Source organism: Kitasatospora sp. NPDC127067 (assembly GCF_042724755.1).
GTDB classification, from domain to species: domain Bacteria; phylum Actinomycetota; class Actinomycetes; order Streptomycetales; family Streptomycetaceae; genus Kitasatospora; species Kitasatospora lactacystinica.
On record NZ_JBHXEM010000014.1, the window covers coordinates 18290 to 31283 of the forward strand.

Here is a 12994-nt window from a genome sequence, read left to right on the forward strand (position 1 = left end):
CTCGCCGCCGGCGGCACCGAGCAGGCAATGCTTCGCGCCACAGTGTCACAATTCGGTGACTGGGTGTCATAGGCGTGTTCTAGAGTTCCTGACGAAGAGCCGCAGACGGTGGCGTGGTGCAGAAGGGTGGCCGTGTGGAATCGAGGGGCCTGTCCGTCGCGGACTGCGGACGTCTACCGACCGGTGTCGTCGCCGAGGCCGCAGAGTCGGACTTCGAGGTGCTCGTGCGGACGGCGATCGCCGACGCCACGCGCCCTCCCGTCCGGCGCAGCACCAGAGCGTGGCTGCGGTCGCTGGAGATGCACCTGGACTGGGTGGACGCGCTGTTGTTCGCCGAGGGTGAGCTCCAGATCGCCGTGGAGCGGCTCTCGTACCAGCGGGACCCTCGGGTCGAGGCGAACGAGAACCGGCTGCGATGGGTCCGCCGGGCCCTGGCCGAAGCACGCGGTCTGGCCAACGACTACAGGCTGGAGGTTCACCGCTCCCGCGAGGATGTCCGTGACCACCTCGACGCCGTCCACGTCGCCCAGCGGTGGCTGCGCCGGCACTTCACCGAGGAAGGCGACCTGATCAGGGAGGCCCTCTGCGGAAAGGCCGGAATCGCCGCGCACGTTCCCAAACCGCCGGACGCCAGGGACGGCCTGCACGCAATCGAGATGGCCGCCGCGAGTGGAGCGATCGACGCCCCGCTCACCACCGCGGTCTCCATGCTGATCAAGGCGCCGTGGGAGCCCTTCCGCAGCGCGGTGGCCCGTGACATCAACCAGCAGGATGCCCGCAACACCCTGCTGCGGCACCCCCTTCTGCTGCGCCGCTGGCACCAGGCCCTGCTGGAACTGCTGGAGGAGTGCACGCCCCGGGCCCACGCCGTCTCCGCACGCACGTTGGGCGACCTCAAGATCGATCTGTATGTGCTGGGGCACGCCGAGGCCATGCGGACCCTGAACAACCGACGGTTCTTCGTCGCCGTGCTCCAGCGCCTGGCCGAGTACGAGCGCACCGTCCGGAGGCTGTCCAAGGAAGTGGCCCGATGGGACCTCAAGCGCAAGGAGCCGTGGGCCGGCATCGAGCCCGAGGTCCAGGCCGAACTCGCCCGCCGGCACCCGGGCGAGTACGCCTTCGTCCGCCGTTCCCTCGACCCGTACGGTGAGGAGTTCGGCAGCCGCACCCTCGACCCGACCTGGCGGAACAACCATCAGCGCTGGTCCGAGCTGCGACGCCAGGTGATGGCCGCGCTCGCGGACGGAACGTGGCAGACCGCAGTCCTGCCGAAACAACGCGCGGACTCCGACGTCAAGGACGACGTCGACCGCGCGACTCGCAACGCCGAGCTCAGGCGGAAGGTCCAGGCCGGTCTGCTGACCCCCAAACAAGCCAAACGCAAGCGCGAGCAGGACAACCGGCGACGCCGGACCCTCTGAACTCCGGACGTCCCTTCCCGGAAACGGGCAGCGATCACCGGGACCCCGGGGCACCCCCGTTCCCGCGGCCCCGGCCGGCCGTCACGGCCCGGCACTGCGCACCAGCCCGGCGGCCACGGCCACCGGTAGCGAGAAATGGACCGGGTAGCGAACCCACCGCGAGTGACGCCGCCGACGGGCCCCGGGCCGTCGGCGGCGCGCCGTTGCCCCCGGACTCCGGAACGTCGCCCCGGCCGGGTTCACCGGTCTCGTGCGTGATGCGCCCGACATGGTTCGTGTGATCACTATTGGTCTACTCCAATCTGTCCTGAATACGTCGTCACAGCAGGCCCCGGGCTGCCGTTCACTGTTCCTCCCGAGCAGCCGGGTGCGCTGCCGCAGGACCGGTCGACATGGGAGGCGGGATGCGAAGGGCCGTACGCTGTCTGGTCGTTGGGGTTGCCGCCGTGCTCGGAGCCGGTGCGGTGGTGGCCGTGCACGTCGACGGGCGGACGCCGCTCGTGCCCGCCCTGTACCTGGACGGGCTCCTCGTGGTCGGCTGGCTGTCGCTCCTCGCGCTGGCCGTACCGCGGCGACGGCCCGCGGGCCCGTCGGTGGACGACGGCGACGGGCCGCCGCAGCAGGCCGACCTCCCCCACCGGACGGACGCCGAGCCTCGCGCGACCTCGCACTGGAGGGGTCGCCACGGGCCCTGACCCCGGCCCCGGCCCGACCCCGGCCCCGACCCTGTGGAATCCGGCCGAGGTCGCGTCGCGGTCTTTCCGCCGTGGGCGGCTCCTGCCACCATGACGCGAGGACCCCGGAGCGAGGGAGAGCTGTGGTACCGACGGTGCGCGTGAGTTCGGCGGTCATGACCCACCCGGTACGCCTGGTCCAGGCCCGCGAGCTGGCCGAGCGGCTCGGGCTGGACGGCCTGGCGCTCGATCCGGAGCCGGACGGCCCGCCGTCGGCGCTCCGGACGGCCCTGGTCGCCTGGGCGGCGGCGGACTCCGGGGGGAGCCATCACCTCGTCGTCCAGGACGACGTCTCCGCCCCGGAGAACATGGTGGCGCTCGTCGGCCGCGCGGCCACCCGGTTCCCCGACGAGGCCCTGGTGTTCTACACCAACTGGCACGCGCGCAACGGCGGCGCCGCCCGGCTCGCCGCGCTCGCCGGAGCCTCCTGGGTGCGGGCGGTGCCGGACGAGTTCACGCCGTCCCTCGCCGTCTGTCTGCCGCTCGACACGGTGGAGGACTTCCGCCGGTTCGCCACCGGCAGCGCCGAGCGCCACGACGACGAGCTCTTCTCGGTCTTCTTCCGCGAGCGCGGCCGGATGAGTCTGATCGCCGTGCCCAACGTGGTGGAGCACATCGGCACCAGCAGCATCAACGGCCATGCCACCCAGGGGATCCGGCTCGCCGTCTGCCCCGTGGACGCCGCCGACGCCGCACCGCTGCTGGAGCGGGGCCGCGTCCTGGAGGAGCCGGGGTGGATCCCGTACATGCGGTACGGCGAGGGCTACGTCCGGCTGGTCGGCCAGGAGCACGGCCCGGACGGCGGCCGGGGTCACCACCGCTGGCTCGACGCCCTGCCGGCGATCGGCATCCCGGAGCGGGCCGTGCGCGACGCGGTGGCGGCGGACATGCCGGAGGACCTGGCGTCGGAGGTGGCGCGGCGGTTCGGCCGGAGCTTCGCCGAGGAGCTGTGGATCCACTGCCTCCTGCTCGGCCGGCAGGCGGCCGAGGCCGCCCGCCGGCTGTCCGGCGACCCCGGCCACGCCGGCGACGTCCCGCCGGCCGCCCTCGCCCGGCTGCGGGAAGCGGCGGTCGCCACCGCCGGCCCCGCCGGTCTGCCGCCCGAGCGCCGCCCCGAGGCCGGTCCGGACGAGGTGCGGCTCATGTCCGCCTTCGCCTGGACCGCCGTCAGGGCCGGGGAGCGGCTGCCTACGGCGTGACCACCGGTGTGACCACCGGCGTGACGCCCGACAGGTCCTCCGCCGTGACCGGGTGGGTGATCCACACCCCGGGCTCCCAGTAGGAGCCGAGGTCCCGTGCACGCTCGATCCGCAGCGTGGAGAGGCCTCCCGGGAAGACGTAGTCGCCGTCCTCCGGGAAGGCGAGGCCGGTCCAGCGCTCCCATTCGGCCACCGTCCCGGTGATCCGCGACGACTGTTCCGAGGCTCCGGCGATCGTGCCGCCGGCGCCCACCTGGGTGCGGATCCACGGGTCGAGCGGGGCCCCGTCCGCGCGCCGCCAGCCCGCGTACCGTTCGATCGGCACCAGCGGGTACCGGTCCTTCCAGGTGGGCCGCACCGGTACCAGCACCGTCTCCAGGGCGGCCCGCCGCGCCACTTGGCGCATCGCGTCGAGGAGCACGGTGGAGAACCCCTTGCGCTGGTAGTCCTCCGCGACCTCGATGCCCAGCGCGCACAGGGCGCCGGCGGTCCGGCCCGCCGCGCGGTCCGCGAACGCCCGGGCGATGGAGTCGTCCAGGCCGGGGCCGAGGTCGGCGGCCGTGCCGTCCCAGGTGCGCGGCAGCGAGCGTCCGGCGCCGGCCACCACCTCGCGCACGTCGTCGTACAGGACGAACTGGTAGTCGGGGAACTCCTCGAACAGCCGGTTCCAGTAGGCGTCGTTGACGTCTCCGTGCAGGTTGTACTCGGGCACGATGCCGGCGAACCGTTCCGGCATGCGGTCCCACAGTTCGGGGCGCTCCGCGTGGGTCACCACGACCAGGGCCATCGGACCGTTCTCCTCTCCTCGTGAACCTACGGGCCGCCGGACCTACGCGGGGACTTCGACGTCCCAGACGATGACGATCGGCAGCCCGTCCCAGGCCGCCCGTGCCGCGTCCGCGATGAACTCCTCGTAACCGCCGGGCGCGAGGCGCCCGTTGAAGAGCGGTTCGTGGCAGGCCCGCACCCGCAGCCCCGCTCCGGTGAACGCCTCCAGGTACCGCCCGGGGAGGTGGACGTGGTTGCGGATGAAGGCGAGCCGGTCGGAGCCGTGCACGAAGAGGCACTGCCCCTGCAGGGCGATGACGAAGGGGTGCATGTCCGAGACGAGGATCCGTCCGCCCGGCCGGACCACCCGGGCCAGCTCGGACACTCCCGCCGCGAGGTCCGGCAGGTGGGTCATGGCCAGCGAGCAGACCGCGAGATCGACCGAGTCGTCGTCGAGCGGCAGCTTCTCCAGGTGCCCGAGCCGGTACTCGGCCTCGGGGGCGCGCTCGCGGGCTCTGGCCAGCATCTCGGGCGACTGGTCCACGCCGATGGTGCGGTGCCCGCGGGAGACGAGGGCGCCGGTCTGGCGACCGGTGCCGCAGGCGGCGTCGAGGGCGGTGCCGGTGGGGAGGGTGTCGAGGATCCCGTGCAGCACGGGCTCCTCGACCTCGATGTAGGAGCTGGGCAGCGAGTCGTACACCGCCGACCAGGAGGCGTAGCCCTCGGCGGCGTCGAGTTCGCTGACGTCGGCGCCGCCGTCCGGCAGCCGCCCGTCACCCGACGCGAAGCGCCGGATGTCCTCGACGCGTTCCCGCAGGAACGTCTCGTCCCCGTCCACGGCGTGGCGCAGGAGCGCCAGCCCCTCGATTCCCAGGACGAGTTCCCGTACCCGGAATTCACTGCTCATGAGAGCCCCTTGTCGATGACCGGAGGTGACGGATTTCGCGGTAGCCGGTCGGGTGCGGCTGGATTTCGCCCTACCCCGTTCGGCCGGAAGAACGCGGCCGGCCCGGCCCGCTGTCCGAAAGGCGGCTCCGAATTGACCGGTTCACGGACCCGTTGCCCGGAATTCCCGTACCCCCTACCATGGCTTGCCGAATCGGCCGGAATACCCATTCGAAGGTCGATCGTTCTGCTGGGGAGGCGGAATGATAGAGGGATATGTCGGGCGGGAAAGCGTCGCCTCGGGGGGAGAGCTGACGGTTCACGTCTCCACCGACGCCGCCCGGTTCCGGCTGAGGTTCTACCGGCTGGGCGCGGACCTGGACCTGGTGGCGGAGACCGGCTGGTACCCCGGTTCGCTCCACCTGCCGCCCCCGCACCCCGACGGCGTGCCCGGCCGGGCCTCGCCCGCCCACGGCTGGGGCTGGCCGCCGCTCGCCCTGCCGGTGCCCGCCCACTGGACTCCGGGGATGCACCTGGTCCAGTTCGTCGAGGAGGGCGGCGAGGCCCTGCCGCCGCTGGACGCGGGCAGCATCGAGGGCCCCGCCCGCGAGTTCTTCGTGGTGCGGCCCCGGCGGGCCGGCAGCCGGTCCCGCATCCTCTACAAGAAGTCGACCTTCACCCGGCACGCCTACAACCGCTCCGACCGGCCGGGCGAGGAACGCGCCGTCAGCCTCTACGACCACCCCGTGTACCTGGCGGACGCCGCTCCCCGCGGGCACAAGGTGAGCCTGCACCGGCCCGGCGGAGTCATCGACCTCGCCTACTGGGACGCCCCGTTCATCGCCTGGCTGGAGCGCAACGACTACCCGGTCGAATTCTGTACGGATCTCGACCTCCACGAGGACCCGGAACTTCTCTCCTCGTACGATCTGCTGCTGAGCGTCGGCCATGACGAATACTGGAGCGAGGCGATGCGCGCCCACGCCGAGCGATTCGTCCACGACGGCGGGAACATCGCCTTCCTCAGCGCCAACACGTGCTGGTGGCGCATTCATCCGACCGACGGGAACACCGCCTTCGTCTCCGACACCGACCACCACGTGGGGGACGAGTATCCGCACCTGCCGGCGACCGACCAGTGGTGGCCGGCGCCGCCCGACGGCGCGGGCCGCCCCGAGAACTCCCTCACCGGGGTGAGTTTCCGCAACGGCGGCATGTGGCCGAGCACCGAATGGCCCGGGGACCGTCCGCGCGAGGGGTACACCGTCCAGCACGCCGACCACTGGCTGTTCGCCGGCACCGGGCTGCGCGACGGGTCCGACGGCGGCGAGCCCGACCGGCTCGGCGCGGGCACCGCGCTGATCGGGTACGAGTGCGACGGCGCCGCCTACGCCCGGGACGCCCGGGGCGTGGCCCGGGCGACCGGCGAGGACGGCACTCCCGCCTCCTTCCTCATCCTCGGGATCCACGTCCTCGATCCGGTCCACGAGGACTTCCACCACTTCAAGTGGGGCCACTGGAACGGCCCGGTCCGGGAGCCGGGCCTCTCCGGCCCCCGGGCCGCGACCATGGGCGTGCACACCGCCGGCGGCACCGTGTTCACCGCGGGCACCACCGACTGGCCGGTGGTCTGCGGGAGGGAGCAGGACGCCGGCGTCGTACGGGTCACCCGCAACCTCCTGGACCGGCTGCGGCACCGCACGGCGCGCCCCTGAGCAGGTCCCGCAGTCCGCGGATCCGGGCCGCCCCGGCCGGCAGGGGCGGTTCGGCTCCGCGCACCGCCGGGTCCGGCCGGCACAGGTGGACGGGCCGCATCCCGGCGGCGAGCGGCCCGAGGACGTCGGGCGCCCACATGTCCCCGACGAACAGCACCTCCCCGGCCCGCAGCCCGCACCGCTCCAGCAGGGCCCGGTAGATCAGCGGGTGCGGCTTGCGCGCCCCCGCCCGGGCGGAGCCGACGACCACGTCGACCACCGCGCCGAGGCCGACCTCCTCGACGCAGTCCTCCAGGTTCCAGAACCAGTTGGAGCAGATGCCCACCAGCAGGCCCCGGTCGCGGAGCTCCCCGAGGACGGGGCGGGCGTCCTCGAAGAGCTCCAGCGTGACGGCCTTCATGGCCCGGTCGATCTCCTCGACCAGGTCGTCGAGTTCGCGCTCCGGCACCCCGCAGGACCGAGCCCTGCGCAGCAGCCGGTCCAACTCCCAGCGGTGGTAGGCGGTTTCACCGACCGAGTGGGCCACGTGCTGCTCGCCCTCGCCGGGGCCCACCGCCCACTGGTCGCCCCAGCGGGCGCCCTGGGCGGCGAGGCCCCGGCGTTCGAAGATTCCGCGGTGGTCGGGCGGCAGCGGCTCGACCATCCGCACCAGCGTCCCGTAGAAGTCGAAGACGACGGCACGGACCTGCGGCGGCAACACGTTCGGCACCCGCCCGGCCTCAGTACCGGCCGTACCGGCGCGGGAAGTAGTCCTGGAGTTCGCCGTCCCGCTCGATGTCGACGGTCGCGCAGTGCAGCCCGCCGCCGAACGGCCCGACCGCCCGGAACGGCACCGGGACGATCTCGAAGCCGTACGAGGAGAGTTGCTCCGCCAGCCGGACCTCGTTCTCCTCGATGCACAGGGTGTTCTCGTCGAGGTTCAGCATGTTCCCGGCGAGCCACGGGCTGCAGAACGACAGCTTCGGCGGGTGGTCCCAGCTCGCGGGCTGCACCGCCTCGACGATCTCCCAGTCGTTGAGCCGGAAGAACTCCATCAACTCGGCGTCCGCGAGCCGCTCGCCGCAGTGCAGCACCAGGCCGGGGCGCAGCGGCACCCAGGTGGCGTCGATGTGCAGCGGGTGGGTGTTGGTGGAGGTCACGGCGTGCACCCGGTGGTCGGGGAAGTGGCGCTTGAGCCACTGGTAGCCGCTGCGGTTGGTGACGAAGGACAGCTGGACGAACAGGTCCTTGCCGAAGCGGGCGACGTCGGCGGCGTCGAACAGCGGCTCGGCCTCGGTCAGCACCAGGTCGTAGTCGCGGACCCGGGCCAGCTGTTCCTCGGTGGACAGGTCGTTGTAGGTGTCCCAGAACTCGGTGTGGTACGAGGCGTCGGTGAGCCGCGGCTTCGGGGCGGCCTCCCAGCGCATGCGCTCGTCGGCCTCGAACAGGCCCTGCAGCACGGGCCGGTAGCACAGGTACTCGTGCCAGCGGCTGCGGTAGGACATGGTCGCTTCCAGGACCTCGTTGCCGACGGTCAGCAGCAGGTCCCGGGGCGGCATGCAGCCGAACATGGAGTCCTGGGTCCAGTCGGGGGTGCCGACCTGCTGGGTGAAGTCGACGGGGGTGGGGCGGTCGACGCGGATGCCGCGGCGGCGCAGCAGTTCGGCGAAGTCGTCGAGCTGCTGCTCGGCCTCGGCGACCATGTCGGCGGGCATCGGGCCGTGGGTTCCCAGGGGGAAGCCGTCGTCGGGGTAGTCCCGGCGGACCGCGTGCTCGGGGGCCTGGACCACGGTGCCCTCGGCGCGCCCGACGATCACATGACGCAGGGGGTCCCAGCCGTTCCAGGCGTTGACCCGCACCGGCCGTTCGGTGGTGTCGGGGGTCGCATCGGGCGCGGTCGTCGTCTGCTCGGTCACGTACAAGCCCTTCGATGGGGGTCGCGTGGGTGACGCAGAGGCCCAACCTGCGGGGACCACCCGGGAGGAGTCAAGGCGCTGCGCCCTCTGCGGGACACCGAACGTCATCTTCCGGCCGAATGTCCGCGCCTCCGCGCCGCGGGGTGATCGGACGGGTAGTCAGAAGACCACTCCCATAGCGAACTTGGAGACCCCATGGCCATTCGCGTGCCCTCTCGCCCCTTGGTTCTCACATTGCTCCTGGCCCTGGCCGTGGCCGGGTGCGGTTCCGGATCGGGCGGCGGCTCCGGATCCGGCGGCAAGCTGACGGTCTGGCTGGCCGTGGACGCCCAGGAGAGTTGGCCACAATTGGTCCAGTCCATCAACGACCGTTTCGCCAAGGACCACCCCGGGATCCAGGTCGACGTCCAGTACCAGCAGTGGACGACGAAGAACCAGAAACTGGACGCCGTCCTCGCCGGGAAGAACGTGCCCGACGTGGTGGAGATGGGCAACAGCGAGACCACCAACTACATCGTCAACGGTGCCTTCGCCCCCCTCGAACCGGCCCGCTTCGACCAGTCGGACGCCTGGCTGCCGGCGCTCGCCGACGCCTGCCGCAACAACGGCAGGACGTACTGCGTGCCCTACTACGTCGGGGCCCGGGTCGGTGTCTACCGCACCGACTACTTCGCCCGGGCCGGTGTGCCGGGCGCCCCGGGGACGTACCCCGAACTCCTGTCCGCGTTCGACAGGTTGAAGAGCACCGTCGGCGCCCAGGACCCGAACTTCTCCGCCTTCTACATGCCCGGCCGCTACTGGTACGCGGCGATGGCCTTCGTGAAGGACGCGGGCGGCGAGATCGCGGTGAAGGACGGCGACCGCTGGAAGGCCTCGCTGTCCTCGCCGAAGTCCGTCGCCGGGCTCACCGAGTGGAAGCGGCTGATCGACGCCTACTACGTGGGCGACCGTGCCAAGGACAACGGCGACCAGCCGGCCGTCGTCGGCCAGGGCCACGTGGGCGTCTTCTACGGCAACACCTGGGAGGCCGACGCCGCCGCCGACGAACGCTCCGGCGGGGATCCGAAGCTGAAGGACAAGTTCGCCACCTTCCCCTTCCCCGGCCCGTCCGGGAAGCTCCTGCCGCCGTTCCTCGGCGGCTCCACCCTGGCCGTGCCGGCCAAGTCGACGCGCAAGGACCTGGCCGCCGACTGGATCAAGCTGTTCACCGACCGGGAGTCGCAGAAGACGCTGATCGCCGCGAACACCCTGCCCAACAACACCGTCCAGCTGGCCGAGGTCGCCGGCGGCGGCATCAACGGCCCGGCCGCCCAGGCCGCGGCCACCGGGGGCTGGATGACCCCGTTCGCGCCGGGCTGGACGTCGGTGGAGAAGTCCAACGTCCTGCCCGAGATGCTCGAACGGATCGCCAACGGCAAGGCGTCGGTGCAGGACGCCGCGCGGGAGGCGGACCAGCGGATCGACGAAGTGGTCAATGAGCGCTGACCGGGGCCGGCGGCGGCGTCCGCTGCTGCCGTACCTCCTGATCGGCCCGACCGTCCTCGCGCTCGTCCTGGTGCTCGGCTACCCGCTCGTGGACATGGTCGTCCTCTCCTTCCAGGACATGACCCGCGAGCAGCTGTTCAGCGGCACGTCGCCGCCGTGGGCCGGGCTGGACCAGTTCCGCCGGATCCTCGGTGACGGGTTCTTCTGGACGGTGGTGGCCCGTACGGTGCTCTTCACCGCGGTGTGCGTCGTCCTCACCGTGCTCTGCGGGCTGTTCACGGCCCAGCTGATGCACCGGGTCTCCCCGTGGGTGCGCGCCGTCATCGCCGGGGTGCTGGTGACCGTGTGGGCGATGCCCGTCATGGTCGCCGCGTCGATCTTCCGCTGGCTCTTCGACGCCGATTACGGCGTGGTGAACTGGCTGCTCTCGAACCTGCCCGGGGTCGACCTGGCCCGCCACAACTGGTTCACCGACCCCTGGCAGGGGTTCTCCGTCATCGTCGCCGTCGTGGTGTGGGGCTCGCTGCCGTTCGCCGCGATCACCCTGCGGGCCGCGCTGGCCCAGGTCCCGCCCGAGTTGGAGGAGTCCGCGATGCTCGACGGGGCCCGGCCGTTCCAGGTCTTCCGGCACGTGACCCTGCCGGTGATCAGACCGGTCCTCGTCATGGTCACCACGCTGTCGGCCATCTGGGACTTCGGCGTCTTCAACCAGATCTGGCTGATGCGCGGCGGCCAGCCCGAGCGGGAGTACTACCTGTTGGGCGTCTACTCCTTCATCGAGTCCTTCGCCGTCAACCGGTACAGCACCGGGGCCGCGATCGCGCTGGTGACCGTCGTGCTGCTGCTCGCCGGTTCGGTCGTGTACCTGCGTCAGATGTTCCGGACGGGAGAGGTCGAATGAGGCGGCGGCGGTCGCCGGGCCGCGACCTCCTCGGGCTGCTCGTCGCCGCGGTGATCGGCTTCCCCGTCTACTGGATGGTGCTCACGGCGTTCCGGCCGGCCTCCGAGATCCTGCGCCTGCCGCCGGAGTTCTGGCCGGGCCGGTTCACGCTCGACAACTTCGCCCGGGCGCTGGGCACCGAGACCTTCTGGGCCAACGTCCGCTCCAGCGTGGTCATCGGCCTCGGCACCGTCCTGGTGTCGCTGGTCGTCGGCGCCCTCGCCGCCTTCGCCCTCGCCCGGTTCCGCTTCGCCGGCCGCAGGGCCTTCGTCGTGGTGATCCTGATCGTCCAGATGGTCCCGCTGACGGCCCTGATCATCCCCGTGTACCTGCTGCTGAACGACGTCGGGATGACCGACAGCCTCACCGGCGTGATCCTCACCTACCTGGTGTTCACGCTGCCCTTCACGGTGTGGATGCTGCGCGGCTTCATCGCCGGCGTCCCGGTGGAACTGGAGGAGGCGGCCATGGTCGACGGCTGCGGCCGCCTCGGCGCCTTCCGCCGGGTGGTGCTGCCACTGCTCGCCCCCGGCATCGTCGCCACCTCCGTCTTCGCCCTCGTCCAGGCGTGGAACGAGTACGTCCTCGTCTACGTCCTGCTGTCGAGTCCGAAGAAGCAGACCGTCAGCATCTGGCTGGTCTCCTTCCAGACCAGCTTCGGGACCGACTACGGCGGTCTCATGGCGGGCGCCACGCTGACCGCCCTGCCCGTCGTGGTCTTCTTCCTCGTCGTCCAGCGCAGGATCGCCTCCGGCCTCGCGGCCGGCGCGGTCAAGGGCTGACCGCGAGCGCAGCAGGCCCCGCTCTCCCGGCGGCACCCCGTTCACGTCCACAGGAGGATTCCGTGACGCACGACCGCCTCGATCTCGTGTCCAAGCTGTACCAGCCGTCCGGCTGGCCCCGTGTCCTGGAGGCAGCCTCGGGAGCCGCCTCCGGCGCGCCACTCGTCGTGGACCTCGATCCGACGACCTTCTGCGACCTGGCCTGCCCCGAGTGCATCAGCGGAAAGCTCCTCAACCAGGGCCGCTTCACCCCCGAACGGCTGGCGGCGCTCGCCGAGGAGCTGGTCGCCCTGTCCGTCCGGGGCGTGGTGCTGATCGGGGGCGGCGAGCCGCTCGCCCACCGGGGCACCCGCAAGGTCCTGCGCATCCTCGGTGAGGCGGGCCTGGCCGTCGGGGTCGTCACCAACGGCACCATGATCGACAAGAACCTCACCGAACTCGCCCGCTACGCCACCTGGGTCCGCGTCTCCATGGACGCCGGCACCGCCGGGACGTACGGGCTCTTCCGCCCCGACCGCAAGGGCCGCAGCGTCTTCGACAAGGTCGTCGCGAACATGCGGCTGCTCGCCGAGGCGAAGAGCGGCGCCCTCGGCTACTCCTTCCTCGTCATGACCCGCCGGGAACCGGACGGCCGGACCGTCAGCAACCACACCGAGGTGCTGCGCGCCGCCGAACTCGCCCACGACATCGGCTGCGACTACTTCGAGACCAAGGCGATGTTCGACGAGGAGCACCACGTCATCCAGGTGTCCCAGGACATCCTCGACGCGGTCGACCGCCAGCTCGCCGAGGCGGCCCGGCTGGAGAGCGACACCTTCCAGCTCGTCAACTCCTCCACGCTCACCTCCCTGCGCCGCCACACCGGCCCCGTCCAGCCCAAGGAGTACCACCGCTGCCGGGTCGCCGAACTGCGCACCCTGATCACCCCGTCCGGCGTGTACGTCTGCGCCTACCACCGCGGCAACCCGATGGCCAGGATCGGCGACGCCGTCACCGACAGCCTGGCCGACATCTGGCAGGGCTCCGACCGCGGCATCATCGACCCGAGCCGGGACTGCCGCTTCCACTGCGCGCGGCACCGCTCCAACCTGGAACTGGAGCAGATCGCGGAGGGAACGGGCGTAGTCCCCCTCCAGGAGGACTACGACCCGTTCCTGTGACCGTCGCCGT

The 12994-nt window shown here is 71.6% G+C and carries 12 protein-coding genes; 8 read left to right on the plus strand and 4 right to left on the minus strand.

Features of this window, described 5'->3' with window-relative positions:
• Positions 1–134: 134 nt before the first annotated feature.
• The 3 genes from ACFWJ4_RS08435 (at position 135) to ACFWJ4_RS08445 (ending at position 3354) form a co-directional block, all read left to right on the plus strand.
• Positions 135–1421 carry a hypothetical protein gene (locus ACFWJ4_RS08435; RefSeq protein WP_380540758.1) on the plus strand — a complete coding sequence of 429 codons (1287 nt, stop codon included), beginning with the start codon at positions 135–137 and terminating at the stop codon, positions 1419–1421.
• Positions 1422–1867: 446 nt separating this feature from the next.
• Positions 1868–2116, plus strand: a complete 249-nt coding sequence (locus ACFWJ4_RS08440) for a hypothetical protein (protein WP_380540761.1) — start codon at positions 1868–1870, stop codon at positions 2114–2116.
• A 140-nt stretch (positions 2117–2256) separates the two neighbouring features.
• Positions 2257–3354, plus strand: coding sequence for a hypothetical protein (locus ACFWJ4_RS08445; protein WP_380540763.1), 1098 nt, complete (start codon positions 2257–2259; stop codon positions 3352–3354).
• On the opposite strand, the gene ACFWJ4_RS08450 is transcribed toward ACFWJ4_RS08445, so the two are convergent.
• Positions 3344–4141: an N-acetyltransferase gene (locus tag ACFWJ4_RS08450; protein WP_380540765.1), complete on the minus strand. Its 798-nt coding sequence runs from the start codon at positions 4139–4141 to the stop codon at positions 3344–3346. The two genes, ACFWJ4_RS08445 and ACFWJ4_RS08450, sit on opposite strands and share 11 nt — an antisense overlap.
• A gap of 42 nt (positions 4142–4183) precedes the next feature.
• Positions 4184–5029, minus strand: a complete 846-nt coding sequence (locus ACFWJ4_RS08455) for a class I SAM-dependent methyltransferase (RefSeq protein WP_380540768.1) — start codon at positions 5027–5029, stop codon at positions 4184–4186.
• 241 nt (positions 5030–5270) lie between these two features.
• Between ACFWJ4_RS08455 and ACFWJ4_RS08460 the strand changes: the two genes are divergently transcribed.
• The gene (locus tag ACFWJ4_RS08460; protein ID WP_380540771.1) at positions 5271–6722 is read left to right on the plus strand and encodes a N,N-dimethylformamidase beta subunit family domain-containing protein; all 1452 of its coding nucleotides are present in this window, start codon (positions 5271–5273) and stop codon (positions 6720–6722) included.
• Here ACFWJ4_RS08460 and ACFWJ4_RS08465 read toward each other — a convergent pair.
• Together ACFWJ4_RS08465 and ACFWJ4_RS08470 are read right to left on the minus strand one after the other, a co-directional pair.
• Positions 6673–7431, minus strand: coding sequence for an HAD family hydrolase (locus ACFWJ4_RS08465; protein WP_380540774.1), 759 nt, complete (start codon positions 7429–7431; stop codon positions 6673–6675). The genes ACFWJ4_RS08460 and ACFWJ4_RS08465 overlap by 50 nt on opposite strands.
• Positions 7432–7441: 10 nt before the next feature.
• Positions 7442–8617 (minus strand): serine/threonine protein kinase, encoded by a 1176-nt coding sequence (locus tag ACFWJ4_RS08470; protein ID WP_380540777.1) that lies wholly within the window; start codon positions 8615–8617, stop codon positions 7442–7444.
• Between the two features lie 222 nt (positions 8618–8839).
• Here ACFWJ4_RS08470 and ACFWJ4_RS08475 point away from each other — a divergent pair, with 222 nt between their 5' ends.
• The 4 genes from ACFWJ4_RS08475 to ACFWJ4_RS08490 all read left to right on the plus strand — a co-directional run bounded on the left by ACFWJ4_RS08475 (position 8840) and on the right by ACFWJ4_RS08490 (position 12984).
• On the plus strand, positions 8840–10102 hold the full coding sequence (locus ACFWJ4_RS08475) for an extracellular solute-binding protein (protein ID WP_380540780.1): 1263 nt from the start codon (positions 8840–8842) through the stop codon (positions 10100–10102).
• Positions 10092–11003, plus strand: coding sequence for a carbohydrate ABC transporter permease (locus tag ACFWJ4_RS08480; protein WP_380540783.1), 912 nt, complete (start codon positions 10092–10094; stop codon positions 11001–11003). Before ACFWJ4_RS08475 ends, ACFWJ4_RS08480 begins: the two co-directional genes overlap by 11 nt.
• Entirely contained in the window at positions 11000–11824 is an 825-nt protein-coding gene (locus tag ACFWJ4_RS08485; protein ID WP_380540786.1) for a carbohydrate ABC transporter permease, read from the plus strand. Before ACFWJ4_RS08480 ends, ACFWJ4_RS08485 begins: the two co-directional genes overlap by 4 nt.
• Before the next feature lie 62 nt (positions 11825–11886).
• Entirely contained in the window at positions 11887–12984 is a 1098-nt protein-coding gene (locus tag ACFWJ4_RS08490) for a radical SAM protein (RefSeq protein ID WP_380540789.1), read from the plus strand.
• Positions 12985–12994: the final 10 nt, after the last annotated feature.